Source organism: Streptomyces sp. SID12488 (assembly GCF_010548275.1).
Lineage (GTDB): Bacteria > Actinomycetota > Actinomycetes > Streptomycetales > Streptomycetaceae > Streptomyces.
In genome coordinates this window covers 185531-211694 of the sequence record NZ_JAAGLT010000015.1, presented here as the reverse complement: position 1 = coordinate 211694, position 26164 = coordinate 185531, and the positions used below count along the sequence as shown (strand labels likewise).

At 70.4% G+C, this 26164-nt stretch carries 25 protein-coding genes; 9 read left to right on the top strand and 16 right to left on the bottom strand.

What is annotated here, in order from left to right; translation table 11 throughout:
* From G3I56_RS23445 to rimP, 4 genes are all read right to left on the bottom strand, one after another.
* Positions 1–305, bottom strand: a 305-nt coding sequence (locus G3I56_RS23445; RefSeq protein ID WP_164412064.1) for a translation initiation factor IF-2 N-terminal domain-containing protein, incomplete at its 3' end; no start/stop codon positions are given.
* A 147-nt stretch (positions 306–452) separates the two neighbouring features.
* Positions 453–731, bottom strand: coding sequence for a YlxR family protein (locus G3I56_RS23440; protein ID WP_164412062.1), 279 nt, complete (start codon positions 729–731; stop codon positions 453–455).
* 101 nt (positions 732–832) lie between these two features.
* On the bottom strand, positions 833–1867 hold the full coding sequence (nusA, locus tag G3I56_RS23435) for a transcription termination factor NusA (RefSeq protein ID WP_164412060.1): 1035 nt from the start codon (positions 1865–1867) through the stop codon (positions 833–835).
* A 2-nt stretch (positions 1868–1869) separates the two neighbouring features.
* Complete coding sequence (rimP, locus tag G3I56_RS23430) at positions 1870–2418, bottom strand: ribosome maturation factor RimP (protein WP_164412058.1); 549 nt, start codon at positions 2416–2418, stop codon at positions 1870–1872.
* Between the two features lie 215 nt (positions 2419–2633).
* Here rimP and G3I56_RS23425 point away from each other — a divergent pair, with 215 nt between their 5' ends.
* Genes G3I56_RS23425 through G3I56_RS23415 form a run of 3 tightly spaced genes read left to right on the top strand, consistent with a single transcriptional unit; the run spans position 2634 to position 4632 of the window.
* Positions 2634–3191 (top strand): hypothetical protein, encoded by a 558-nt coding sequence (locus tag G3I56_RS23425; RefSeq protein WP_164412056.1) that lies wholly within the window; start codon positions 2634–2636, stop codon positions 3189–3191.
* On the top strand, positions 3188–3658 hold the full coding sequence (locus G3I56_RS23420) for a ferritin-like domain-containing protein (protein WP_164412054.1): 471 nt from the start codon (positions 3188–3190) through the stop codon (positions 3656–3658). The genes G3I56_RS23425 and G3I56_RS23420 overlap by 4 nt, the downstream gene beginning before the upstream one ends.
* 41 nt (positions 3659–3699) lie before the next feature.
* Entirely contained in the window at positions 3700–4632 is a 933-nt protein-coding gene (locus G3I56_RS23415; RefSeq protein WP_164412052.1) for an aminoglycoside phosphotransferase family protein, read from the top strand.
* A 100-nt stretch (positions 4633–4732) separates the two neighbouring features.
* Here the strand turns inward: G3I56_RS23415 and G3I56_RS23410 are convergent, their stop codons facing one another.
* From G3I56_RS23410 to G3I56_RS23395, 4 genes are read right to left on the bottom strand one after another with little or no spacing between them, the layout of a single operon-like run.
* Entirely contained in the window at positions 4733–4948 is a 216-nt protein-coding gene (locus tag G3I56_RS23410) for a ferredoxin (RefSeq protein WP_164412050.1), read from the bottom strand.
* 1 nt (position 4949) lies between these two features.
* Positions 4950–6170, bottom strand: coding sequence for an NADH-ubiquinone oxidoreductase-F iron-sulfur binding region domain-containing protein (locus G3I56_RS23405; protein ID WP_164412048.1), 1221 nt, complete (start codon positions 6168–6170; stop codon positions 4950–4952).
* On the bottom strand, positions 6167–6760 hold the full coding sequence (locus G3I56_RS23400; protein WP_164412046.1) for a ferric reductase-like transmembrane domain-containing protein: 594 nt from the start codon (positions 6758–6760) through the stop codon (positions 6167–6169). The genes G3I56_RS23405 and G3I56_RS23400 overlap by 4 nt, the downstream gene beginning before the upstream one ends.
* Positions 6757–7836 (bottom strand): FAD:protein FMN transferase, encoded by a 1080-nt coding sequence (locus G3I56_RS23395; RefSeq protein WP_239135040.1) that lies wholly within the window; start codon positions 7834–7836, stop codon positions 6757–6759. Before G3I56_RS23395 ends, G3I56_RS23400 begins: the two co-directional genes overlap by 4 nt.
* Before the next feature lie 15 nt (positions 7837–7851).
* Between G3I56_RS23395 and G3I56_RS23390 the strand changes: the two genes are divergently transcribed.
* The gene (locus G3I56_RS23390) at positions 7852–8229 is read left to right on the top strand and encodes a hypothetical protein (RefSeq protein ID WP_239135039.1); all 378 of its coding nucleotides are present in this window, start codon (positions 7852–7854) and stop codon (positions 8227–8229) included.
* A gap of 106 nt (positions 8230–8335) precedes the next feature.
* Here G3I56_RS23390 and G3I56_RS23385 read toward each other — a convergent pair whose 3' ends face one another.
* The 6 genes from G3I56_RS23385 to dxr form a co-directional block, all read right to left on the bottom strand.
* The gene (locus G3I56_RS23385; protein WP_164412044.1) at positions 8336–10042 is read right to left on the bottom strand and encodes a proline--tRNA ligase; all 1707 of its coding nucleotides are present in this window, start codon (positions 10040–10042) and stop codon (positions 8336–8338) included.
* A 91-nt stretch (positions 10043–10133) separates the two neighbouring features.
* Positions 10134–10709, bottom strand: a complete 576-nt coding sequence (locus G3I56_RS23380; RefSeq protein ID WP_164412042.1) for a GNAT family N-acetyltransferase — start codon at positions 10707–10709, stop codon at positions 10134–10136.
* 127 nt (positions 10710–10836) lie between these two features.
* Complete coding sequence (locus G3I56_RS23375; protein WP_164412040.1) at positions 10837–11691, bottom strand: GNAT family N-acetyltransferase; 855 nt, start codon at positions 11689–11691, stop codon at positions 10837–10839.
* A 273-nt stretch (positions 11692–11964) separates the two neighbouring features.
* Positions 11965–13122, bottom strand: coding sequence for a flavodoxin-dependent (E)-4-hydroxy-3-methylbut-2-enyl-diphosphate synthase (ispG, locus tag G3I56_RS23370; protein ID WP_164412039.1), 1158 nt, complete (start codon positions 13120–13122; stop codon positions 11965–11967).
* A gap of 191 nt (positions 13123–13313) precedes the next feature.
* Positions 13314–14606, bottom strand: a complete 1293-nt coding sequence (locus tag G3I56_RS23365) for a site-2 protease family protein (protein ID WP_203690494.1) — start codon at positions 14604–14606, stop codon at positions 13314–13316.
* 8 nt (positions 14607–14614) lie between these two features.
* Complete coding sequence (gene dxr / locus G3I56_RS23360) at positions 14615–15886, bottom strand: 1-deoxy-D-xylulose-5-phosphate reductoisomerase (RefSeq protein ID WP_164412035.1); 1272 nt, start codon at positions 15884–15886, stop codon at positions 14615–14617.
* Between the two features lie 155 nt (positions 15887–16041).
* Between dxr and G3I56_RS23355 the strand changes: the two genes are divergently transcribed.
* A complete protein-coding gene (locus G3I56_RS23355) occupies positions 16042–16494 on the top strand; it encodes a lamin tail domain-containing protein (RefSeq protein WP_164412033.1) in 453 nt (150 codons plus the stop codon).
* A 118-nt stretch (positions 16495–16612) separates the two neighbouring features.
* Here the strand turns inward: G3I56_RS23355 and G3I56_RS23350 are convergent, their stop codons facing one another.
* On the bottom strand, positions 16613–18559 hold the full coding sequence (locus tag G3I56_RS23350) for an acyl-CoA dehydrogenase family protein (protein WP_164412031.1): 1947 nt from the start codon (positions 18557–18559) through the stop codon (positions 16613–16615).
* A gap of 387 nt (positions 18560–18946) precedes the next feature.
* On the opposite strand from G3I56_RS23350, the gene G3I56_RS23345 reads away from it, so the two are divergent.
* The 4 genes from G3I56_RS23345 (at position 18947) to G3I56_RS23330 (ending at position 25310) form a co-directional block, all read left to right on the top strand.
* Positions 18947–19966 (top strand): LacI family DNA-binding transcriptional regulator, encoded by a 1020-nt coding sequence (locus tag G3I56_RS23345; RefSeq protein ID WP_164412029.1) that lies wholly within the window; start codon positions 18947–18949, stop codon positions 19964–19966.
* 234 nt (positions 19967–20200) lie between these two features.
* Positions 20201–22252 (top strand): glycoside hydrolase family 31 protein, encoded by a 2052-nt coding sequence (locus G3I56_RS23340; RefSeq protein WP_164412027.1) that lies wholly within the window; start codon positions 20201–20203, stop codon positions 22250–22252.
* A 533-nt stretch (positions 22253–22785) separates the two neighbouring features.
* Positions 22786–23973, top strand: coding sequence for a sulfotransferase (locus G3I56_RS23335; protein WP_164412025.1), 1188 nt, complete (start codon positions 22786–22788; stop codon positions 23971–23973).
* 149 nt (positions 23974–24122) lie between these two features.
* A complete protein-coding gene (locus G3I56_RS23330; RefSeq protein ID WP_164412023.1) occupies positions 24123–25310 on the top strand; it encodes a sulfotransferase in 1188 nt (395 codons plus the stop codon).
* A gap of 57 nt (positions 25311–25367) precedes the next feature.
* Here the strand turns inward: G3I56_RS23330 and G3I56_RS23325 are convergent, their stop codons facing one another.
* Positions 25368–26087 (bottom strand): hypothetical protein, encoded by a 720-nt coding sequence (locus G3I56_RS23325; protein WP_164412021.1) that lies wholly within the window; start codon positions 26085–26087, stop codon positions 25368–25370.
* Positions 26088–26164 lie beyond the last annotated feature (77 nt).

Sequence of the window (26164 nt, the reverse complement as noted above, 5' to 3'; positions counted from 1 at the left end):
GGCGCACTCGGCGCGACGGGAGCCGCGGGGCTCTCCGCCACGGCGGGCTTGGGAGCCGGCGGCCGCGGGGCAGCCGGACGGGCCGACTGCGCCGGGGAGGGCGCGCCGGGCTTGGGGGCAGCCTTGCGCGGGGCGCCAGGCTTGGCGTTCCCCTGGAAGGCGTCTGTCAACTTGCGTACTACTGGCGCCTCGATCGTCGAGGATGCCGATCGGACGAATTCACCGAGTTCCTGGAGCTTGGCCATGACAGCCTTGCTCTCCACCCCGAACTCCTTGGCGAGTTCGTATACCCGGACCTTAGCCACTTCGCTCCTTTTAGGTCCGGGTTGCGGCCGGACCGTCGCTACTTCATGGGCGTACTCATCGCGTGCTCATCGAGTGCTCATCGCAATCTCGACCTACTTCCAACTCGCGGGGGTACCAGAGCCGCACGGGGTTCCGTGCGACGCGTTCTACGGTGTTTCCTGCTCGACGTACCGGCGCAACGCCACCACGTCGAGCGCTCCCTGGACACGGAGTGCCCGTGGGAATGCACGGCGGCGGACCGCCAGGTCGAGGCAGACCAGGGCGGGATGCGTGTAAGCACCCCGGCCGGGCAGCGTACCGCGATGATCGGGGACGCATTCACCCTCGACCGCCACGATGCGCAGCAGATCCTTCTTGGCCGCTCGCTCCCGACACCCCACACAGGTGCGTTCAGGGCATGCGCGGGCACGCGTCCGGCCAGACACTCCTAAGTCTACCTCCCCGTAGCGACCTCACCCCTTTGGGGTAAGAATCGAACGGCTGTTGTCGTGATCTCAGCCACCTGCGGCTGGGATCTATTCCCCCGCTAGTCCCGGCGCTGGCGAACGGGTCGCTCGGACGGCCGTTCGGAAGACTCGTCGGACGGCTGCTCGGTGTCCGGGCGGATGTCGATCCGCCAGCCGGTCAGCCGAGCCGCGAGCCGGGCGTTCTGGCCCTCCTTGCCGATCGCCAGCGACAGCTGGTAGTCGGGGACCGTCACGCGCGCGGAACGGGCGGCGAGGTCGACGACCTCCACCTTGTTCACGCGGGCCGGGGACAGCGCGTTCGCCACCATGTCGGCCGGGTCGTTCGACCAGTCGACGATGTCGATCTTCTCGCCGTTCAGCTCGGCCATGACGCTGCGCACCCGACTGCCCATGGGGCCGATGCAGGCTCCCTTGGCGTTCAGACCGCTGCGCGTCGACCGCACGGCGATCTTCGTGCGGTGACCGGCCTCACGCGCGATGGCCGCGATCTCGACGGAACCGTCGGCGATCTCGGGCACCTCCAGCGCGAAGAGCTTCTTCACCAGGTTGGGGTGCGTGCGCGAGAGGGTGACGGACGGACCACGCACGCCCTTCGCCACGCGTACGACGTACGACCGCAGCCGCAGCCCGTGCTGGTAGTTCTCACCGGGGACCTGCTCCTGCACCGGCAGGATGGCCTCCAGCTTGCCGATGTCCACGAGCACGTTCTTCGGGTCGCGGCCCTGCTGGACGACACCGGTGACGATGTCGCCCTCGCGGCCCGCGTACTCGCCGAGCGTCGCGTCGTCCTCGGCGTCCCGCAGGCGCTGCAGGATGACCTGCTTGGCGGTGGTGGCGGCGATCCGGCCGAAGTCCGACGGAGTGTCGTCGAACTCGCGTGCCTCCTGCCCCTCCTCCAGCTCCTGGGGGTCCTCCTTCGCCCACACGGTCACATGACCGGTCTCCCGGTCGAGCTCCACGCGCGCGTGGCGGCGACTTCCCTCGGTGCGGTGGTAGGCGATGAGGAGGGCCGCCTCGATCGCCCCGACCAGCAGGTCGAAGGAGATCTCCTTCTCCCGTACCAAGCCCCGCAGGGCACTCATGTCGATGTCCACGGCTACGCCTCCTCCTCTTCCGTCATGTCCTGCTCGTCACGCTCGTCATGTCCGTCCTGCTTGTCCTGCTTGTCCCTGCGGTTGAACTCGACCTGGACGCGGGCCTTGTCGACGTCGGCGAAGGCGAGCCGGCGGGCGGTGGCCTTTCGGCCCTTCACGCCCGGCACTTCGAGGTCCATGCCCTCGTCGTCCACGGTCAGGATTCTGGCGACCACTTCCCCGCCGCCCTCGACGAGCTGGAACCGCACCAGCCGCTCGATGGCACGGACGTAGTGCCGGTGCTCGGTGAGTTCGCGCTCGGCGCCGGGGGTGCCGACCTCCAGGGTGAACTCCCCCGCGCCCATGGCGTCCGTCTCGTCGAGCTTCGCCGAGAGCGCCCGGCTCACATCGGCGACCGCGTCCAGATCGGCGCCGTCGTCGGAATCGACGACGACCCGCAGCACTCTCTTGCGCCCGACCGACTCCACTGCGATCTCTTCGAGATCGAGACCCTGCGAGCTGACGAGCGGCTCCAGGAGCTCTCGAAGCCTCTCGCTCTGGGTGGTGCTCATCCGGGTGACTCCTCGGCCGCGTGTGCTGTTGTGGGTGGATCGCGTGTCAGGTCAAAGGGTATCCGGTCCCAGGGGGTGTTGCCGTCCACCGGGACGCCGCCCACTGCCCGGCTGCGCCGGTGGCGGGTGGCGGGCCGGGGCGCGGGTACGGTGATCACGGGCGTGCTGCCCTTCCCTGGTGTCCCGTTCGTTCGAGCCCTCCGAGGACGTCTGCCGTGCCGTTCCCCCCACCGTCGCGCACCCCGCTGGGAGCCCCTCCGGGTCCGCGCCGAAGGACCCTGCTCGCCTCGGCCGCGGGCGCCGCTCTCCTCGTGGGCTGCACAGCCGAGCCCGACACGACGGCCACGAGCGCCGGCAGCCCGTCGGTCGCCGAGCGGACACGCGCGCGTGCGGCACGCGACAGCACGGAGCTCGTGCGGCAGTACGACACGGCGATCGCCACGTTTCCGGCACTGACGGAGCGGCTGTCGGTGCTGCGGGCGGAGGTCGTACGGCACGCGGAGTCGTTCGGAGGCGGCAAGCCGACTCCCACTCCCACTCCCACCCCCACCCCTACGCGTACGCCCTCCTCGGTATCCCCGTCGCCTTCGGCTTCTGTGGCGCCGGCGAGCGAGCAGGACGCCCTCGCCGGGCTCGCCGACGCCGAACGGACCCTCGTGGACCGGCGCACGAAGGCGCTCCTCGATGTGCCGGGTGAGCTGGCGCGGCTGCTGGCCTCGGTGGCGGCTGCCGGAGCCGCGCATGTCTATCTGCTGACGGAGGGCGCGAAATGACCGGTACAGCGGCGGATACGGACACTGCCGAGCTGACCGCCCTCCAGGCCGCCCTGGGCGCTGAACACGCGGCTGTGTACGGGTACGGAGTCGTCGGCGGGCTGATCGGCGAGGCTCGCAGGAGCGAGGCGCGGGCCGCGTACGACGCCCATCGGGCCCGGCGCGACGAGCTGGCGCGCGCGGTACGGGACCTCGGGGGCACGCCGGTGGCGGCGGCGGCCGGGTACGCCCTGCCGTTCCCCGTGACGGACTCGGAGGCGGCCGTCCGCCTCGCGGTCGAGCTGGAGGAGCGGGTCGCCGGGGTGTACTCAGACCTGGTCCGGGCAACCGGGGGCGAGCGGCGCCGGACGGGCGCCGAGGGGCTGAGGGAGGCCGCGGTGCGTGCGGTCCGCTGGCGGGGCGGGAGCGTACCCTTCCCTGGTCTTGCCGAGCGGTCCGGCTCCGCGTCGGCGACACCCACGGCGTAGCCCGTACCGCATCCCGCGTACCGGAAGGAAACGACTCGCGCATGGCTTTCGAACCGCCGCCCCGTCTGGTGAGGGCGCTCGGCGAGCCGGCACCGGACGGTGACGACTGGCTGGCGCAGCTGCCCGTGGCGGCTCAACAGGCCGTGGATCTACGCGTGTTGACAGTGGAGCGGGTACAGGTTCCGGGCGGTCGCAGCAGCCTGGTGGTGCTGGTGCGGCGGGCTGACGGCACGCCCGCCGTCCTGAAGCTCGCGCCGCGCCGGGCCCGGCCGGAGAGTGAGCGGGTGGCGCTGGCGCACTGGGGCGGGGCGGGTGCGGTGCAGTTGCTGGAGCCGTCCACCGGCTCGACACCCTTCGGCGGCTCCGGCGGCGGGGGTGTGTTGCTGCTCGAGCGGCTGCATCCGGATGTGTCGGTGCGGTCGCTGCCCGAGGCGAAGGCCCTGCTGGAGGCGGCGGGGACGCTGCGGCGGCTGTGGGTCGAGCCGCCCGCCGGCTCGGACTCGGTGTTCGAGACGGTGGCCTCACGGACCGGGCGGCAGGCCGAGGCGATGTCGGCGAGCGCCGGTGTGGATGCCGAGGTGGCGGCGCTGGTCGAGGCAGCGCTCGCCGCGCGCGAGGAGTTGCTGGTCGCGCCGCCCGAGGCACGCTTGCTGCACGGTACGTTCCGGCAGAGCAAGGTGCTGGCCGCGGAGCGGGTGCCCTGGCTCGCGGTGGGACCGGATCCGCTGGTCGGTGAGTGCGCGTTCGATTTGGCGCGGCTGGTTCGGGACCGGGTGGAGGACCTGATCGCGTCGTCGTCGGGGGCGGCGATCACTCGGCGGCGGGTGAAGCGGCTTGCCGAGTCGTTGGATGTGGATCAGGAGCGGTTGCGGGGCTGGACGTTGTTCAGGGCTGTGGAGTCGGGTGTGCGTGCCCTCCGGGTGGGGCGGCCGAGGGATGCGGAGTTGTTGCTGGAGTTCGCCGGGTGGCTTTGAGGTATTCGGTCTCGTTGTCGGCTGCGGGTGCGTCGTGGCTGGTCGCGCCCACGCGGCGGAGCCGCACATCGATACAGCCTCGCGCCCCTGAAAAGGCGCTTCACCTGGCCGTGAGTTTGAGGGCCAGGACAGGGCAGTCGGTCGCCGCTCTGCGGGCTCGTTTCACTGTGCGGGCGGAGATCGGGGTGCCGTCGACCAGTGGGTAGCCCCATTCGTCCAAGGTGATGTGTTCCGGAAGGAGTTCCGCGCACAGGCCGTGGCCCTTGCAGGACGTCCAGTCGATGTCGATCGTCGTCGTTTCCTGGCTCTGGGGCATGTCAGCTCCTCTCGTTGGGGACGGGCAGCAGCGGGGTCGCGTCCGTCGCCGTGCAGTAGCCGGTCGCGTGGGCGTCGAGTTCGGCGGCGAAGGTGGTCAGGGCCGAGCGGACCAGGCGGACCGTGCCGTCGGGATGGTGGCAGGCGCCGCGCCCTTCGACGAGGCCGACCCAGCGGGCGACGTCCGCGCGGATCGTGCCCTGAGGACCGGGGGCGGCCAGGGTCTGGAAGGCGGCGGCGATCCGGGGCAGGCCGTTGAGACAGGGGCCGCACCGGCCTGCCGACTCCAGCGCCAAGTACCGCAGGACACGGGCGGTTTCGGCGAGGCCACAGTGGTCGGCGGGCAGTACGGCGAGCACGCCCGCGCCCAAATCGGCGGCGCTCAGCGGGAGTTGGGCTGCCTCCGACGCCGGGATCCAGGTGCCGTGATAGCCGCCGACGAGGACCGCACCCGTGGGACCCAGTGGCAGCAGCCTGCCGATCGGCATCCCGAACGGGGCCTCGACGACCCGCACTTCGCGCCCGGGCACATGCACCGTGCACAGCGCGCTGCCGGGTTCCGACGGCGTCCCGGCGGCCCGGAACCAGCTGGCGCCGTAACGGGCGATCAGCGCCAGGTGGGCCAGGGTCTCGACGTTCTGGACGAGGGTGGGGGCCCGGTGCACTCCGCGTTCCCGCACCGGCGGGCGCTGATGCCGCGGAAGGGCCGCGCCACCGGAGACGTACGAGGCGAGGGCGGAGGACTGGCCGGACAGGAACCGCCGGGGAACCCGGACGACCTTGACGGACAACGGGTCCCGACGGCGTTCGGCGAGGGCCGCCTCCAGATAGCTCGCGCCCGCCTCCACCGCGAGGTACGCCTCCCCGGCACCGACCGCCTCGGCCGCCAACTGGAGCCCGTCCAGGACGAGATGGGGCGAGAGATGCAGCAGCGTCTTGTCCTTGCGGCTCGCGGGCTCCCCCTCGGCACCGTTGGCGACGACCACCGGGGCACGGCCGGTCCGGCGTCCGGTGTCGGCCACGGAGACGAGTTTTCGGTACGTGGCGAAGGCGGCTCCGCCGCGGCCGGTGAGGCCCGACTCGGCGACGGACTGCAGGAGTTGAGGTGGACTGCCGTACGAGACGGGCCCGTAGCGCTGCTCGTGGGTGGTGAAGTCAGCCGGGGCGCCCCCGGGGGCCAGGAGGCGGGGCGACATGAGGACCTCGGTGTACGTGGCGGTCATGAGCGGGCCCCTTCGAGCGTGCGTTCCGGTGTGTGGAGCAGGGCTGCCGGGGTCCGGCGGGAGGCGCGTGCGGCGTAGGCCGTGCGGATGCCGAAGGCGGTGAGTACGGCGGCGACGCAGGACACGGTCAGCCAAGTCATCCAGTCGGCGCCGGTGTCCGTGCCGATGCCGATGCCGTGGACGAGGGCGACCGGCCAGGAGACGTACGCGAGCCAGTGCACGGCACGCCAGGTGCGGTGGCCGAGGCGGGCGCGCAGGAGGCTGGTGACCAGTACGGCGAGCATCAGGTCGAGGGCGACCGTGCCGAGGCCCAGCCAGAGTGGCTGGTAGTCGGAGACGAAGGGGACGAGGACGTCGAGGGGTGTGATGTCGACGTAGCCGTCGATCACCGCGGCGGCTATGTGGAGCACGAGGAAGGCGGTGGCGGAGAGGGATAGGGCGCGGTGGAGTGCCACGGTGCCGAATCTGGGCAGACCGGGGAGTCTGGCTCGCAGTCTCACGGCGACGCCCAGCAGGACGACGACGGTGAAGAGGACCAGGCATACGGCGCCTGTCGCGCGGTTGGCGTACCAGAGGGTTTCGGAGGTCATGCGGGTCCCTCCGGGGGTGTGGCGGTACGAGTCGTGCGGGTCGTGCTGGAGGCTGTGCCCCCAGGCCCCCCTTCGGCCTGGACGGCCTCGTCCTCAATCGCCGGACGGGCTGAATGTGCCCGCCCCTGGCCAGGAAGCGAGGCCGGCCAGCCCGGTGTCGTCACTACCGTCCCGTCTCCCGCCACCAATCGTGCCGGGAGGCCCAGTCCCGTCAGCCAGCGTTCCGCGCCCCTCCCCTTCACCAGGGCCGCCGTGGTCGCCGCGTTGGCGTCGGCGCAGTTGGCCGCCGCCACGGAGACCGTGCGCCAGGGGGTACGGGCGGGGAGGCCGGTGTTCGGATCGATGATGTGGTGGAGGGTGTGCTCGCCCCGGCGCCAGTGGCGGGCGGCCGTGCCGGAGGTGGCGAGGCCGCCGCTGTGGAGGCCGATGGTGGCGTACGGACCCTGGGCGGGCGGTTCCTCCGTCGGGCCGGTGACGTCCTGGACGCGGATGCGCCAGCCGCCCGCCGGGGGGTCGCCCGCGACAGCCGTGTCGCCGCCGAGGCTCACCAGGACTCCGCAGCCGGCGGTCCGGGCGAGCGTTCGCGCGGCCCGGTCGGCCGCCCAGGCCTTCGCGGTGGCGCCCAGGTCGAGACGGATGCCGGTCGGGACGGTGACCGTGCCGGTCGCGCGGTCCAGGTGTATCCGGCGCCAGCCGGGGACGCGCCGCACGGCGAGCCGTACCGGGCGGTCGTCCTCCTGGACGAGGGTGAAGTCGCGGTCGTAGCCGAGCGCTTCCAGCGCCGATCCGATCGTCGGGTCCACGGCGCCGTCGGTCGCCTCGGCCGCGCGCAGCGCCACCGCCAGGGCCTCGGCGAGCAGCGGGCTGACCCGGGTCGGGCGCCCGTCGCTGTCGTCCAGGGCGGAGAGTTCGGAGTCGGCGCGGAAGCGGCTGCAGGTGGCGTCGACCTCGGCCAGCCGGCGGGCCAGGAGCAGGTTGCAGGAGCCCAGCATCGTCGGGTCGGTGGTGACGAGCCGGACGCTGGTTCCGAGGGCACGCCAGTCGGCGGCGGCCGCGGGGCGGACGGCGGTGGTCATCACGACGCCCCCGAGGTGGAGTCGGCGGAGCCGCTGGAGTCCGAGGCGGTCAGGTCGTCCGAGGAGGACTGGAGGCCTGCGGACGAGGAGTCGGATGAGCTCGATGAGTCCGAGGACGCCGTATCCGTACTGGTGTCAGTACTGGTGTCGGTACTCGTGCTGGTGTCCGCACTACTGCTCGAACTGGACGTCGAGTCCGAGGTGCTGGTCGCGGTCGTCGTCGCGTCCGACTCCATCGTGCCGACAAGGGCGAACACCCCGGCCGCTGCGGCCAGCGAGACCGCCGCCGCCACGGCCGCCGTACGCCGCATCCCTCTACGAACCGCAGCGGCGGCTCCCCGCCCCTGCTCCTGCTCCCTGACCGTCATGGCCGTTCCCCTCCATAGGATGTGACTCCGTGTCACGTCCTACGTTCGGGGAACGGCCTGAGAGAAGTCTGTGAGGCGTCCATACGCCTCCCGAGAACTCTCTGAGAGCCGGATTTAAATCACGCGCGTTGTCAGGCGGTGGCGGTCAGTCGGGCGATCGCTTCCTCGACCGTCAGTTCCTCGCGCTCGCCCGTCCGGCGGTCCTTCAGTTCGAGGACGCCCTCGGCCGAACGGCGGCCCGCCACCAGGATCTTCGGTACGCCGATCAGCTCGGCGTCCGTGAACTTGACGCCCGGGGAGACGCCGGCGCGGTCGTCGACCAGGACGCGGGCGCCGGCCGCGGCCAGCTTGTCGGAGACGTCGAGGGCCAGTTCGATCTGGAGTGCCTTGCCGGCGGCGACGACATGGACGTCGGCCGGGGCGATCTCCTTGGGCCAGCACAGGCCCTGCTCGTCGGCGTGCTGCTCGGCGAGGGCCGCGACCGCGCGGGAGACCCCGATGCCGTACGAGCCCATGGTCACGCGGACCGGCTTGCCCTGCTGGCCGAGGACGTCGAGGCCGAGGGCGTCGGCGTACTTGCGGCCGAGCTGGAAGATGTGGCCGATCTCGATGGCGCGGTCCAGCTTGAGGCCGGTGCCGCAGGCCGGGCAGGGGTCGCCTTCCTGGACGACCACGGAGTCGATGTACCCGTCGACCTCGAAGTCACGGCCGGCGACGACGTTCTTCGCGTGCAGGCCCGCCTTGTTGGCACCGGTGATCCAGGCGGTGCCGGGGGCGACGCGCGGGTCGGCGAAGTAGCGGACCTTCTCCAGGCCCTGCGGGCCGACGTAGCCGCGTACGAGGTCGTCGCGGCCCGTGAAGTCCTCGGCGGTGACGAGTTCGACGGCGGCGGGCGCGAAGTGCGCCTCGACCTTGCCCAGGTCGACCTCGCGGTCGCCGGGGACGCCGATCGCGACGATCTCGCCGTCCACCTTGACCAGGAGGTTCTTGAGGGTGGCGGAGGCGGCGACCTCAAGGTACGCGGCGAGCGTCTCGATGGTCGGGGTGTCGGGGGTGGGGATCTCTTCGAGGGCGGGGACGGCCGACCCGTCCACCGGCTGGAGCGCGTACGTGATCGCCTCGGTGTTGGCGGCGTAGTCGCAGTTGGGGCAGTCGGCGAAGGTGTCCTCGCCGGCGGCGGCCGGGGCGAGGAACTCCTCGGACTTGGAGCCGCCCATGGCGCCCGCGGTGGCGGCGCAGATGCGGTAGTCGAGGCCGAGACGCGCGAAGATCTTCTGGTACGCCTCGCGGTGCAGGGCGTACGACTTGGCCAGGCCCTCGTCCTCCGTGTCGAAGGAGTACGAGTCCTTCATCAGGAACTCGCGGCCACGCAGGATGCCGGCGCGCGGGCGGGCCTCGTCGCGGTACTTGTTCTGGATCTGGTAGAGGATCACCGGCAGGTCCTTGTAGGACGTGCACTGGTCCTTGACCAGGAGGGTGAAGATCTCCTCGTGGGTCGGGCCGAGGAGGTAGTCGCCGCCCTTGCGGTCGTTGAGGCGGAACAGCTCGGGGCCGTACTCCTCCCAGCGGCCGGTCGCCTCGTACGGCTCCCTCGGCAGCAGGGCGGGGAGCGTGACCTCCTGGGCGCCGATGGCGTCCATCTCCTCGCGGACGACACGCTCCACGTTCGCGAGAACCTTCTTGCCGAGCGGCAGCCAGGACCACAGACCGGCGGCGGTACGGCGCACATAACCGGCCCTGACCAGCAGCTTGTGGCTGAGCACCTCGGCGTCGGCGGGGTCGTCACGCAGTGTCTTGACCATCAAACGGGACATGCGCTGGACCTGGGCCTGGGCCATGATTCTCGACTCCTGCTGCTTAAGGGTGATGGCAGGAGGTTAGCCGGGGGGTGCGGGGCGGTGGAAATCGGTACGCCCGGGCGGACGGCTCCTAGCGGCGGCGCAACGGGAGCGGGGCGCCCATCACCGCGTACGGCTTGGGGGCGCTGGGGAAGAGGACCTGGCGGGCCAGGTCCTCGTAGCCGAGGGAGTGGTAGAGGCCGCGGGCCGGGCTGTCGGTGTCGATCGCGGAGAGAATCGAGCGGGGTTCGGCGGCGGAGTCGGTGATGGCGGTGATGAGGGCGCGGCCGACGCCGATGTTCTGGAAGGTCGGGTGGACGTGCAGTTCGGTGATCACGAAGGAGTCGTCGAGCCAGGCGTCGTGGCCCTGTCGGCGCAGATACGGCTCGACGACGGTGGACCACCAGTGCGTACGGTCGTTCGGCATGCCGTACACGAACCCGGCGAGCCGTCCCTCCGGGGTGGTCGCGCCGAGTGCGCGCGCGCCGGGGTAGGTCAGATGCCGCAGAACGATCTGCCTGCGTACGGCGACCTCGTCGGCGCCGAGCCCGAACGCCACGGCCTGGACGGCGAGCGCCTCGTCGACCCGGGCGGCGAGGTCGAGGGGGCCGACGACCACGTCGTGGGGGCGGCGGTGACGGTGGTCCTGACCGGGGAAGCGCGGCATGTCGGGAGACTACAGGGGGTGCGGAGTGTCCTCGCGGGGCGCGGGCCGGAAGTGGCTGAGCCGCACACCCCCGGATCACTCGGATCACTCGGATCGTCCGGATCGCTCGGACATCGGGTGGGGCGCTTCAGAACAGGACGCTCATGAACGCTCCGACTTCCTGGAAGCCCACCCTCAGATATGTCCGGCGGGCGGGGGTGTTGAAGTCGTTCACATACAGGCTGACCACCGGGGCCACATCCGTGAGGGCGTAGCGCAGTACGGCGGCCATACCTGGGGCGGCGAGGCCCTGGCCGCGGTATTCGGGGGCCACCCATACGCCCTGGATCTGGCAGGCCTGCGAGGTCGCGGCGCCGATCTCGGCCTTGAAGGCGACCTTGCCGCGCTCGTCGAGGCGGGCGAAGGAGCGGCCGGAGCCGACCAGTTCGGCGACCCTGGCCTGGTAGAGGAGGCCGCCGTCGCCCGCGAGTGGCGAGATTCCGACCTCCTCGGTGAACATCGCCACGCACGCCGGCATGATCGTCTCCATCTCCTCCTTGAGGATGCGGCGGACGTACGGATCCGGGCTGATGAGGGAGGGGTCGGGCAGCCGGTCGGTGACCATGAGGGGCTGGTGGCGGCGGACTTCACGGGCCGGGCCCCAGCTCGGTTCGAGCAGCCGCCACAGCTGGGTGGTGGCTTCGGCGGGGCCCACGATGGAGGAGCAGCGGCGGCCCGCTCGCCTGGCACGGTCGGCGAAGGCGCGTACGGCACGCGGGGTGGCGCAGATCGGGACGAGGTTGGCGCCCGCGTAGCAGAGGCTGGTGAGCATGCCGTCCTCGTACCAGCCCCACATCTCGCCGCCGAGGCGCCACGGGTCGAGGCCTGCCACCTGGACACGGGACGTCACGAAGGCGTTCGCGACCGGCTCGCGGCCGAGGACGGCGAGCGCGGCGTCCAGGTCGCCCGGGTCGAGCACCCGGGAGGTGGTCTGCGTCAACACGTGCGGGGCCTCACCGATGCGGTCTGCTGATCTCCGCACTGTACCTGCGGAAGCTGAGCGGCGTCGCCCTGTGGTGGGGGCCGCTCGCTTGTCAGTGAACGTCGGATCGGTCTGCCGTCCCTGGGGGCTGCGCCCCCAGACCCCCCTTTCGCGCTGAACGCGCTCGTCCTCAAACGCCGGACGGGCTGATAGGTCAGCCTCTCCGTCGTTTGAGGAGCGGGGTCTGGGGCGGAGCCCCAGGAGGATGGGACGGGTAGGGGCGGCGGGGGCGAATCAACCCGCGACGGACACCGAAGGCTCCCCGGAAGCGATTCCGTCCGCCTCCATCTGCTCGGCGATCTTCATCGCCTCCTCGATCAGCGTCTCGACGATCTTCGACTCGGGGACCGTCTTGATCACCTCGCCCTTCACGAAGATCTGTCCCTTGCCATTGCCGGAGGCGACGCCGAGGTCGGCTTCCCTCGCCTCGCCGGGGCCGTTCACCACGCAGCCCATGACCGCGACGCGCAGCGGGACCTCCATGCCCTCCAGGCCGGCCGTGACCTCTTCGGCCAGCTTGTAGACGTCGACCTGGGCGCGCCCGCACGACGGGCACGACACGATCTCCAGGCCGCGCTGGCGGAGGTTCAGGGACTCCAGGATCTGGTTGCCGACCTTGATCTCCTCGACCGGCGGCGCGGACAGGGAGACGCGGATCGTGTCGCCGATGCCCTCGCTGAGCAGCGCGCCGAAGGCGACGGCCGACTTGATGGTGCCCTGGAAGGCGGGACCGGCCTCGGTGACGCCCAGGTGGAGGGGGTAGTCGCAGGCCGCCGCGAGCTGCCGGTAGGCGTTGACCATGATCACCGGGTCGTTGTGCTTGACCGAGATCTTGATGTCCCTGAAGTCGTGCTCCTCGAAGAGCGACGCCTCCCACAGCGCCGACTCGACAAGCGCCTCGGGAGTGGCCCGGCCGTACTTCTTGAGCAGTCGACTGTCGAGCGAACCGGCGTTGACGCCGATGCGGATCGGCGTGCCGTGGTCCTTGGCGGCGCGCGCGATCTCCTTGACCTGGTCGTCGAACTGCTTGATGTTGCCGGGGTTCACCCGGACCGCGGCGCAGCCGGCCTCGATCGCGGCGAAGACGTACTTCGGCTGGAAGTGGATGTCGGCGATCACCGGGATCTGCGACTTGCGCGCGATGGTCGCCAGCGCGTCCGCGTCGTCCTGCGTGGGGCAGGCGACCCGCACGATCTGGCAGCCGGACGCCGTCAGCTCGGCGATCTGCTGGAGCGTGGCCCCGATGTCCGACGTACGCGTCGTCGTCATCGACTGCACCGACACCGGTGCGTCTCCGCCCACGGCCACCGAACCGACCTGGATCTGTCGGCTCTTCCGGCGTTCGGCGAGCTTGGTCGGAACGGTCGGCATGCCGAGAGAAATCGCAGTCATCTGCTGTGCAACCCCAAGTTGTGGTTCAAGGTCCGGCCCCGGGAACAGCGGGCTCCGGACTTCGAGATTACGGCACGTGCCCTGGCCCGGGCACATCCCGCACGTAAACCCACTCATTGGGGAACGGCCGGGCACAGCGGAGTGCTTCCGCTGTGCCCGGCCGTGGTGAATCCGCGGGAAACCCCGGGTGGCTAGGAGATTCGCACCGGGTTGACCACATCAGCCACCAGGACCAGCAAGGTGAAGCAGATAAAAATACCCGCCACCACATAGGCCACCGGCATCAGCTTCGCCACGTCGAACGGGCCCGGGTCCGGGCGCTTGAGCACCTTCGCCGTGTTCCGTCGCAGGGACTCCCACAGGGCGCCCGCGACATGGCCGCCGTCGAGCGGCAGCAGCGGGAGCATGTTGAAGAGGAAGAGGGACAGGTTGAAGCCCGCCACCAGCATCAACGCCATCGCCAGCTGCTGGGTGGGCGGGATGTCCAGGGTGAAGATCTCGCCGCCCACGCGGGCCGCGCCGACCACGCCCATCGGGGAGTCCGCCGCGCGTTCGCCGCCGTCGAAGGCCGCGTTCCACAGGGCGGGGATCTTGCCGGGCAGGCTCGCGATCGAGTCGACGGCCTCGCCCATCCGATCGCCCATCCAGGTCACCGAGTCGCCGAAGTCCTGGCGGACGATGCCGTTGGCCGCGCTGAAGCCGAGGAAGCCCGCCGTGACGTACTCGCCCTGGACGATCTGGCCGCTGGAGTCCTTCTTCGCGACCTGGTTCTTGGCGATCTTCGCGTGGAGGGTGACCTGCTCGCCCTTGCGGTCGACGACGATCGCCACCTCCTTGCCGGGGTTCGCGCGGATCTCGTCCGAGAGCTTGTTCCAGGTGTCGACCTGGACCCCGCCGAAGGAGAGGATCTTGTCGCCCGCCTTGAGGCCGGCCGCCGCGGCCGGGGAGGCCTCGTCGGTCTTGCGGCAGTCGTCGCGGCCCTCGCTCTGGGCGATGACGCACTTGGAGACCGAGCTGACGTCGGTGGTCTGCTGCGAGACGCCGAAGCCCATGAGCACGATCAGGAACAGTGCCACCGCGAGGATCAGGTTCATGAACGGACCCGCGAACATCACGATGACGCGCTTCCACGGCTTGCGCGTGTAGAACAGGCGCTTCTCGTCGCCCGGCAGCATCTCCTCGAAGGACTGGGCGCGCGCGTCCTCGATCATCCCGCGCCAGGGGGAGGTCGAGCGGGCCTCTATGCGGCCGTCCGGGCCCGGCGGGAACATCCCGATCATGCGGATGTAGCCGCCGAACGGGATCGCCTTGATGCCGTACTCGGTCTCACCCTTGTTGCGCGACCAGATCGTCGGGCCGAAGCCGACCATGTACTGCGGTACGCGGATACCGAAGAGCTTCGCCGTCGAGAGATGGCCCAGCTCGTGCCAGGCGATCGACACCAGCAGGCCGATCACGAAGACGACTATGCCGAGGATCATCATCAGTGCCGTCATGCACGGGCCTCCGCCGCTTGCTGTGTCTTCGTCTGTTGTGTCAGTTCCCGGGCCCTCGACCGCGCCCAGGACTCCGCTTCAAGGACGTCCGCGACGGTCAGGGAAGTTCCCGTACGAGGTGTGCCGTGCTCCTCGACCACCCGGGTCACGGTCTCCATGATTCCGTTGAACGGTAGCCCGCCGCTCCGGAATGCTTCCACGCACTCCTCGTTCGCCGCATTGAACACCGCGGGGGCCGTGCCCGCGAGCTGCCCGACATGCCGGGCGAGGCCGACCGACGGGAACGCCTCGGTGTCGAGCGGGAAGAACTCCCACGTCGACGCCGTGCTCCAGTCGAACGCGGGCGCCGCGTCCGGGACGCGCTCCGGCCAGCCGAGGCCGATCGCGATGGGGCCGCGCATGTCGGGGGGCGTGGCCTGGGCCAGTGTCGATCCGTCCGTGAACTCAACCATCGAGTGGACATACGACTGCGGGTGCACGACCACCTCAATGCGGTCGAAGGGAATGTCGTAGAGGAGGTGTGCCTCGATCACCTCCAGGCCCTTGTTGACGAGCGTCGCGGAGTTGATCGTGATCACCGGGCCCATCGCCCAGGTGGGGTGCGCGAGCGCCTCCTCGACCGTCACGTCGGCCAGTTGTGCCTTCGTACGGCCGCGGAAGGGGCCGCCGGATGCCGTGACGACCAGCTTGCGCACGTCGGAGCGGGTTCCGGCCGCCAGGGCCTGGAACAGGGCCGCGTGCTCGGAGTCGACCGGGATGATCTGCCCCGGCTCCGCAAGGGCCTTGACCAGCGGGCCGCCGACGATGAGCGACTCCTTGTTGGCGAGCGCGAGGGTGCGGCCCGCCTCCAGGGCGGCGAGGGTGGGGGCCAGGCCGATCGATCCGGTGATGCCGTTGAGCACCGTGTGGCAGTCGGAGGCGGCGAGGTGGGTGGCCGCCTGCGGTCCGGCGAGGATCTCGGGGAGCGGCTCCCCGGCGCCGTACCGCTCGCTCAGCGCCTCACGCAGGGCCGGTACGACGTCCTCGCGAGCCACGGCGACCGTGCGCACGCGCAGCCGGTGCGCCTGCTCGGCGAGGAGTGCGACCCGACCGCCCGCGGCGGAGAGCCCGGTGACCCTGAAGCGGTCCGGGTTGCGCAGCACGAGGTCGATGGCCTGGGTGCCGATCGACCCGGTGGAACCGAGGATCACCACGTCCCTGGAGCCGTCTTTGACCACGGGGTCGAAGACGAGGTGCGGGTCTGCGAGTGGGGCTGGACTGTCGGTCATCCCTCCATTGTGGCCGCTGCCACCGACAGTGAGGACAGGGCGTCCCCCGGGCGGAGTGTCCATAAGCGAAACCCACATGAAGATCGTGTGATAACACTTCATTCCTGGCCGGTGGACGACCGGCCTGTCGTGTACGAAATCCTGGGGGGATCTCGATGCGCATTCGACGCGCTGCCCTGCCCGCGCTCGCGGGCGCCGTTGCCCTGACCGGCGCGGTTCTCAGCACTCCGGCCGAGGCGGCCGGCGGGGTGGTCATCCGGCACGTGTGGTTCGACAGTCCGGGCTCGGACAACGGCTCCAACACCTCCCTCAACGGGGAGTGGGTGGAGATCAAGAACACCAGTTCGGCGTCCATATCCCTCAAGGGCTGGATCCTGAAGGACGTCGCCAATCACAAGTACACCTTCGCCAATCTGAAGATCGGCGCGGGCAAGACCATGAAGATCCGCACGGGCAAGGGGACCGACAGCGCGGCGACCAAGTTCCAGAAGCGTTCCTGGTACGTCTGGAACAACACCAGCGACACGGCGATCCTGACGAGAGCGAACGGGTCGAAGGTCGACGACTGCAAGTGGACGACCAGCGACCCGAGCGACAAGGCCTGCTAGACGTTCCGCTGCGGGGCCGGTGATTCGCCTGCGGGTCCGTCGTGGCTGATCGCGCAGTTCCCCGCGCCCTAAGGGCGCGGGGAACCTCGGGGCGGCGTCGGGTTTCCCGGAACGGACCTCACCGGATGGGGCGGTGGACGTTCTCCTGTTTCGTCGGGCCGGGGGTGGCGTCCGCGATCCAGGGGCCCTCGCCCGAGAGGTCGACGACACCCTCCTCCAGCCAGGTGTACGTGCCGGCGAGGACGCCCTTGACCACCGCGCGGTCGACGTCGTCGGTGTTGGTCCACAGGCGGCCGAAGAGTTCCTCGACACGGACGCGGGCCTGGCGGCAGAAGGCGTCGGCCAGTTGGTAGGCCTCGTGGCCGTTTTGGCCCTGGGCGCGCAGGAGTTCGGCGCGTACGCAGGCCGCGCTCATCGCGAACAGTTCGGCGCCGATGTCGACGATCCGGCCGAGGAAGCCCTGCTTGGTCTCCAGTCGGCCCTGCCAGCGGGACATGGCGTAGAAGGTGGAGCGGGCCAGCTTGCGGGCACTGCGCTCGACGTAGCGCAGATGCGGCGACAGGTCGACGCCATTGCGCTTGAACTCGGCGTACGAGCCCGGGAGTTGTCCGGCTCCGGTGACCAGCTTGGGCAGCCACTTGGCGTAGAAGACACCGGCGTTCGCGCCTGCCTTCGCCTTGTCCGACAGCGACTTGTCGGGGTCGATGAGGTCACCGGCGACCGTCAGGTGGGCGTCGACGGCCTCGCGGGCGATCAGCAGGTGCATGATCTCCGTCGAGCCCTCGAAGATGCGGTTGATCCGGAGGTCGCGCAGGACCTGTTCGGCGGGGACCGCGCGTTCCCCGCGGGCGGCGAGCGACTCGGCGGTCTCGAAGCCGCGTCCGCCGCGGATCTGGACGAGTTCGTCGGCCATCAGCCAGGCCATCTCGGAGCCGTACAGTTTGGCGAGGGCGGCCTCGATGCGGATGTCGTTGCGGTCCTCGTCGGCCATCTGGGAGGAGAGGTCGAGTACGGCTTCCAGGGCGAAGGTGGTGGCCGCGATGAAGCTGACCTTCGCGCCGACCGCCTCGTGCAGCGCGACCGGCTTGCCCCACTGCTCCCGTACGCCCGACCACTCCCGGGCGATCTTCAGGCACCACTTCCCGGCGCCCACGCACATCGCGGGCAGCGACAGGCGGCCCGTGTTCAGGGTCGTCAGGGCGATCTTGAGGCCCGCGCCCTCGGGGCCGATCCGGTTGGCGGCCGGGACGCGCACCTGATGGAGGCGGGTGACGCCGTTCTCCAGGCCGCGCAGGCCCATGAAGGCGTTGCGGTGTTCGACGGTGACGCCCTCGGAGGCGGTCTCGACGACGAACGCGGTGATGCCGCCCTTGTGGCCCTCGGACTTCGGTACCCGGGCCATGACGACGAGGAGGTCGGCGACGACTCCGTTGGTCGTCCAGAGTTTCACGCCGTCCAGGACGTAGTCGTCGCCGTCCGGTACCGCGCTGGTGGCGAGCCGCGCCGGGTCGGAGCCGACGTCGGGCTCCGTCAGCAGGAACGCGGAGATGTCGGTGCGGGCGCAGCGCGGCAGGAACTCGTCCTTCTGTTCCTGGGTGCCGAAGAGCTTGAGCGGCTGCGGTACGCCGATCGACTGATGGGCGGAGAGCAGCGCGCCGAGCGCCGGGTTCGCGGAGCCGACCAGGGCGAGTGCCTTGTTGTAGTAGAGCTGGGTGAGGCCGAGTCCGCCGTACTTGGTGTCGATCTTCATGCCGAGGGCGCCGAGCTCCTTGAGCCCGTTGACCACCTCGTCCGGGATCCGGGCCTCGCGTTCGATGCGGGCCGCGTCGATCTTCGTCTCGCAGAAGTCACGCAGCCTGGCGAGGAACTCCTCGCCGCGTCGCGCGTCCTCGCTGGGCGGGAGCGGGTGCGGGTGGATGAGGTCGAGCCGGAAGCGGCCGAGGAACAGTTCCTTGGCGAAGCTGGGCTTGCGCCAGCCCTGCTCCCGGGCGGCCTCCGCCACCTGGCGGGCCTCCCGCTCGGTGACGGTGGGTTTGGCTGGGGGCTGTACCGGGCTTGCGGACATGAGGCACACCTCGCCGCGAATCGGGATCTTGAGGACCGTACGTTACTGATCGGTGCTACTCGATCGTTGGTACCCGAATACGGGCGCCCCCACCAGTCCTCGCGCAACCATCGGCCGGGACAGGCCCTCGGTTCCCCCGCCCGTCGGCCGATGTCGTTGCCGATGCCGACCGATCGGGCCCAGCACTCCTCAGCGGCCACCGCCGGGTGGGAAAGTTGCCATGGTGGCCGAGAAGGCCCCGCAAAACCTTGTCGAAGCGCTTCGACAACATATGGACACCCAACCCGGGTGGGGATACTGTCGTTGCACCCCTCACTCGCTGTTATCCGTCGCTGTTATCCGTTACGCGCACTGTCGAAGCGCTTCACACAACGCTTGGAGACCTGGATGGTCACTCTCGCCGAGGTCGCCCAGCACGCCGGAGTCTCGGCGAGCACGGTGAGCTATGTCCTCAGCGGCAAGCGGTCCATCTCCGTGGGTACCCGGCAGCGGGTCGAGCAGAGCATCCAACAACTCGGCTACCACCCGAACGCGGGTGCCCGGGCGCTGGCGAGCAGTCGCTCCAACATCGTCGCCCTGATGGTCCCGCTGCGTACGGACATGTACGTGCCGGTGATGATGGAGATCGCCATCGCGGTGGCCACCAGCGCCCGCACCTACGGGTACGACGTGCTGCTGCTCACCGGCGAGGAGGGCCCCGACGCCGTGCGCCGCGTGACCGGCAGCGGGCTCGCCGACGCGATGATCCTGATGGACGTCGAACTCGACGACGAGCGGCTGCCGTTGCTGCGCGCGACGGACCAGCCGTCCGTGCTCATCGGGCTGCCGGCCGCCACCGAGGGCCTGACCTGCGTCGACCTCGACTTCGGGGCGACGGGCGCACTGTGCGCCGAGCACCTCGCGGAGCTCGGGCACCGGGACATCGCTGTCATCGGCGAGGCGCCCGCTGTCTACGAACGGCACACCGGTTTCGCCGAGCGCACGCTCGACGGACTCCGTTCCCGGTCAAGGGAGTTGGGGGTGCGAGTGCTGCACCGGCCGTGCGAGGGCGGGTTCGACGCGATGACGGTGACCCTGGCCCGGATCTTCGACGAACGGCCGGGCACCACGGGGTTCGTCGTGCAGAACGAGTCGGCGGTCGAACCGCTGCTCGCGCTGCTGCGCCAGCAGGGGAGGGCGGTGCCGGAGGACGTGTCGGTCATCGCCGTCTGTCCTGACCAGGTCGCCACCCAGGCCTCGGTGCGGCTGACGTCCGTCGCCATTCCCGCACAGGAGATGGGGCGCCGCGCGGTGGAACTGCTGATCGCCAAGCTTGAAGGACACGGGAGTGACGAAGTCGCGCTGATCGCGCCCGAGTTGACGGTGCGTGCGAGTACGGGGCCCGCCCCGGCCCCGGCCGCTTCCTGATCCCCGCTCGTTGATCCCCGTCCCCCCCCTCACTGATCCCCCGCGCCCCGCCCGCGTCAGCCGGCCTCGTCCGGAATCGACCACCACAACCGAAGACCTCACCCGAACACACCCAACGACCGGACACCTCACGGCCGTTGGGGCACCCCTGCCTGTCCCGGACCGGCCCGCCAGAGCCGGCCCGGGGTCCCCCGCAGCCATCCCTCCCCCACTCCTTCCTTCAGGAGCCGCCACGTGAACCAGTCCGCCGAATCCCTGCCCCCGTCAGGCGCGGTCAGCCTCGCGCAGTCCTCTCCCACCGTCGGTACGTTCCGTGAGCGGGACGGTGCGCTGGAGTGGAGCGGCCGGCAGGAGACCGTACGGATAGAGCCCTGGGGCCCGGATGCGGTCCGGGTCCGGACACGGCTCGGCGGGCCGGTCCTGGAGGGGCTGCCGGGTGCCCTGCTGGACGAGCCGGAGTCGACGCCGTGCACCGTCAAGATCGAGGACGGGCAGGGGCGGCTGACCGTCGGCGCGCTGACCGTCGAGGTGAGCGCCGAGGGCCTGATCCGCTTCCTGCGCACCGATGACGCGGCCGAGCTGCTCGCCGAGGAGCGGGCGCACTTCTGGTGGCCCGGCTCGCGTCTCTACACGGCCGTCGGCAACGGCTACCACCGTCTTGAGCAGCGGTTCGCCGCCTACGAGGACGAGAAGCTCTACGGCCTCGGCCAGCACCAGCACGGCCGGTTCGACCAGAAGGGTGTCGTGCTGGATCTGGTGCAGCGCAACGCCGAGGTGTCCGTGCCGGTGCTCACCTCCAGCCGCGGTTACACGCTGCTGTGGAACAGCCCGGCGATCGGGCGGGTGGAGCTGGCGGGCAACGGGACGCGCTGGGTGGCGGATTCGGCCCGGCAGATCGACTACTGGATCACTGCCGGGCAGCCGGCCGACGCCCAGCGACGCTACAGCGCGGTGACGGGCCGTACGCCGATGCTGCCGGAGTGGGCGGCGGGCTTCTGGCAGTGCAAGCTGCGCTACCGCACACAGGACGAACTCCTCGACGTGGCACGGGAGTACAAGCGGCGCGGGCTGCCGTTGCGGGCCATCGTGTGCGACTTCTTCCACTGGACGCATCTGGGCGACTGGAAGTTCGACCCTGCCGAGTGGCCCGACCCGGCCGCGATGGTCGCGGAGTTGGCGGAGATGGGCGTCAAACTCGTCGTGTCCGTCTGGCCTTCGGTGTCGCCGCTCTCCGAGAACCACCAACTCATGGAGCAGCGCGGCTACTTCATCGGCACGCAGTACGGCCCGATGGCGCACGCCGACTGGCCGGACAAGGGTGTCGCGTCCACCGTCCAGGTCGCGTTCTACGATGCCACCAACCCGGAGGCCCGCGAGTTCCTCTGGTCGAAGATCCGCGACAACTACCTTGCCCCGTACGGCATCACGGCCTTCTGGCTGGACGCCTGCGAGCCGGAGCTGAAGCCGGGCTTCCCGGAGAACCTGCGGTACTGGGCGGGTCCCGGCCTGGAGGTCGGCAACCTGTACCCGGTCGAGAACGCCCGTACCTTCTACGAGGGCCTGATCGCGTCCGGCGAGGACGAGGTGATCAGCCTCAACCGCTCGGCGTGGGCGGGCAGTCAGCGCTACGGGGCCGCCCTGTGGTCCGGTGACATCGGGGTCGACTTCCCGACCCTGCGCCGCCAGATCGCGGCCGGTCTCAACACCGCCCTGTCCGGCATCCCCTGGTGGAACACGGACATCGGCGGCTTCCACGGCGGCGATCCGGACGACCCGGCGTACCAGGAGGTGATGGTCCGCTGGTTCCAGTTCGGCGCGTTCTCGCCGCTGATGCGGCTGCACGGGTTCCGTGACCCCGGCATGCCGCTGGGCCCCGACATGACCGGCGGTCCCAACGAGGTGTGGTCGTACGGCGAGCAGGCCGGCGCGATCCTGGAGCGGTACGTCCACCTGCGTGAGCGCCTGAAGCCGTATGTGTTGCGGGTCATGCGGGAGGCGCACGAGGAGGGGTTGCCGGTGATGCGCCCGCTGCTCCTGGAGTTCCCGGACGACCCGGCGACGTGGTCGGTCGACGACGCGTATCTCTTCGGCCCCGACCTGCTGGTCGCCCCGGTCCTGTCGGCGGGCGCGACGACCCGTACGGCGTACCTGCCGGCGGGGGCGGTCTGGACGGACGCGTGGACCGGTGAGACGTACGAGGGCGGTGCGGCCGTGACGGTGGACGCGCCGCTGGACCGTATCCCGCTGTTCCTGCGGGACGGGGCGAGTCTCCCGATCGCGGAGTAGCGGCTGCCGCCGGCTCATGGGAGGGGGCGGTTCGGTTCGGGGGCGGGTGCGGGTTCGTTGTGGCTTGTCGCGCCGTTCCCCGCGCCCCTCGGGGCGGTCTCCCGATCGGCACGTAGAGGCCGGCGGCCGGCTCATGGGAGGGGCGGTTCGGTTCGAGGGCCGGTGCGGGTTCGTTGTGGCTTGTCGCGCCGTTCCCCGCGCCCCTCGGGGCGGTCTCCCGATCGGCACGTAGAGACCGGCGGCCGGCCCATGGGAGGGGCGGTTCGGTTCGAGGGCCGGTGCGGGTTCGTTGTGGCTTGTCGCGCCGTTCCCCGCGCCCCTATAGGGGCGTTCTCCCGACCACCGAGTAGTGGCCAGCGGCCGGGATATCGGAGGGACTGTTCGGTTCAGGGGGCGGTGCGGGCTTGTCGTGGCTTGTTGCGCCGGTCCCCGCAGCCCTTTGGGGTGGGGGCGGTGAGTTTGTCAACTTGCGCTTTTTGCACACTGGTTCGGCGCACCTGTCCTGCTGTCCCCGTGGAAAGGAACCTCGTCTCGTGTCTGGCACTCCCCTCCCTCTGTCGCTGGCCAACCTGTTACTGCGGCCCTCGTTGGGTTCCCGGCGCGATCCGGACCGGGTGTTCGACCGGATCGCCGGCAAGGCGGGGCGGGTGGACGGGGACGAGTGGTTCGTCGAGGGCTTCCGGCCGCTGCTCGCCGAGTGGGCGGCCGACGAGGAGCTGTCTCCGGTCGGCTGGCAGTCCGCGCAGGCCCACGTCCGCCGGCATCTCACCAACCGGGCCCGGGTCCGGCGGCTGATCGCCGAGCACCCTGCCATCACTCAGGAGCCCGTCGAGAAGCCGGTGTTCGTGGTGGGTCTCCCGCGCACCGCCACCACTCTCACCCACGGCGTGCTGTCCCTCTCCGACGAGCACCGCTGCCCCCGCCTGTGGGAGTTGCTCGCCCCCGGCCTCGAACCGTCGCCCCGCGAGCGGCAGAAGGCGGTCACGACCGCGCGCCGGACGCTCAACGGCACCTATCTGCTCAGCCCGCGCTTCCGCGAGATCCACCCCATGACCGCCGAGGGCCCCGAGGAGTGCACCTTCCTCCTGCCGCATGCCCTGGTGCCGCTGTCCCAGGCCCGGCTGCCCGAGTACCACGCCCAGCAGTTCGGGCGGGACTTCGTCCCCGACTACCGTCACCTCAAGGAGTGCTTCCAGGTGCTCCAGTACGGTCGGCCGCAGCGTCGCTGGATCCTCAAGTCCCCTATGCACACCGGGAATCTCGACGCCCTGCTCTCCGTGTTCCCCGACGCCACGCTCGTGTGGACCCACCGTGACCCGGTGACCGCCGTCGCCTCGTTCTGCAGCCTGGTCGAGTGCGGCATGGTCATCTCCCGGCGCACAGTCGACCTGCACGCCCTGGGCGCCACCTGGCTCGACCTGCTCAGCCGGTCCGTGCGACGCGGACTAGCGGCCCGGGCGGACATGCCCCGCGATGCGGTGGTGGACGTGCCCTATTCCTGGCTCGGCTCAGACCCCGCCGCGGGCGCCCCCAAGCTCTACGCCGCCGTCGGCGCCCGCTGGACCGACGCCGACCCCGCCCGGCTCCCCGAGGTCGCGACCCACCTCAGAGGCAGCCGCCCGCACCGCTACGACCTGGCCCGCTACGGACTGACCCGCGCGGATGTCGACTCGGCCTTCGCCGACTACAACACCCTGCGGGCCGAAGTCGACCGCGTCTGAACGCACGGCCGGCCCCGGCCTGCCCTTCGAGCGGAGGGCCGACCGCTGTTAAACCTGGGTTTCCTGCGAACTCCGATGCGGCAAAGGGCAGTTGGCTGGGTAATGACCACCCGTCCAGCGCCACTCCCCCATCGAAGGGTGTTCCACCCGTGTCCTCATCTCCGCTCGCTCTCCAGCTGGCCGACCTGCTGCTCCGGCCGGCCCACCGCTCCCGCCGTACCCCCGGCCATGCCTTCGACCGACTGGTCGCCGACGTCGGACAGGCGCCCGGTGACGAGGAGTTCGTCGACGGATTCCGTGCCCTGCTGAGCGACTGGGCGCGGGACGAGAACCTCACCCCGGTCGGCTGGATGTCCGCGCAGGGGCATGTCCGCAGGCATCTCACCAGCCGGGCCCGGATCCGGGGGCTGATCGGCGAACACCCCCAGATCGCCCAAGAACCCATCGACAAACCGGTGTTCGTGGTGGGCCTGCCGCGCACCGCCACCACTCTCACCCACGGTGTGCTGTCCCTCTCGGAAGAGCACCGATGTCCCAGGTTGTGGGAATTGCTGACCCCCGACCTGGACCGCACGCCCGAGCAACGGCGGAAGGCGATCCGGTCCGCGCGCCTGATGGTCGGCGGCATCAACCTGTTCGCCCCGCGCTACCGCGACATCCACCCGATGACCGCCGAGGGCCCGGACGAGTGCACCTTCGCCCTCCCGCACACGATCATGCCGCTGTCCCAGGCCCGCATCCCCGCGTACCGAGCAGCCCTCGACGAGCGGGACTTCGTCCCCGACTACGCGTACCTCAAGCAGGTCTACCAGGTGCTCCAGTACGGCCGTCCGCGCCGCCGCTGGATCCTCAAGTCCCCACTGCACACCGGGAATCTGGATGCCCTGCTCCGGGTCTTCCCGGACGCCACGATCGTCTGGACGCACCGCGATCCGGCGGCCGTTGTGGCCTCGTTCTGCAGCCTCATCGAGGCCGGCATGGCGATCACCCTGCGCCCCCTGGACCTGCCCGGCCTCGGCGCCACCTGGCTGGAGCTCCTGAGCCGCTCCGTGAACCGCGGCCTCGCCTGCCGGGCCGCCGTCCCGCGTGAGTCCCTGGTGGACGTGCCCTACTCCTGGCTCGGGTCCGACCCCGCGACGGGCGCCCCCAAGCTCTACGCCGCCGTCGGCGCCCGCTGGACCGACGCCGACGCCGCCCGGCTCCCCGAGGTCGCCGCCCGCCCCAAGGGCACCCGCCCCCACCGCTACGACCTGGCCCGGTACGGCCTGACCCGCGCCGATGTCGATACGGCGTTCGCCGACTACAACGCCCTGCGGGCCGAGGTCGACCGCGCCTGAACGGCGCGACCGGCCCCGGCCCTTCTGCCTGGCTACCTGGCTACCTGGCTACCCGCGTCAGCTGCTGCTGACCGTCAGGTTGTTGGTGGTGAAGTTCAGGCCGCCGGAGGACGAGGTGATCTCGAACCCGAACTGCACGTCACCGATGGTCTCGTTGCCGAACCAGCCCTTGGTGTCCTTGATCCACTTGAGGATCGGCAGGACGTTGACCGTGCCGGACGACGAGTTCGATGTGCGGATGAACGAGAAGACCTGGTTCGCGCCGTTGCTGCCCTTGTAGACGGTCCAACTGTGCCCGCCCAGTGTCACGTTGCCCTGCGAGGTGCCGAGCGGCCCGACGGCTCCGGTCTTGTTGACCCAGAGCATGATCTCGTAGTCGTAGTCGGTGTCCCAGATGTCGTACGACGTGTTGTAAGCGCCGGACGACGGGACCGAGACGTTGTAGCTGCTGGAGAGCGAACCGAGCGAGGTGATCGACTTGTTGATCACCTTCTTGGAGTTGGGGTAGGACTTGATGCCGCCGGTGTTGGGGTGGTTGGCGTTGACTCCCCAGTTGGTACCGGAGTTGGCCCAGATGCACTGGCTGCCGGCGCCGGAGCCCCAGATGTTGTTGTAGAGGGTGTAGCCGTTCAGCGAGGTGTTGCCCCACTGGTCGCAGGAGCTCCAGACAGCCGCCGAGGCGGGGGCGGAGGCGAGACCGACGGTGGCGCCGAGCCCGAGAGCGGGGGCCAGCAGAACCTTGGTGATCCGGCTCAGCGTGCGGGTGCGTGTTGCCATGGGGGTTCCTTCCATGGGTGGGGGGAAATGCGGGTGGGGGTGGGGGGCTTGGGGGGTGTGTGCTGTTCTCTGTCGCG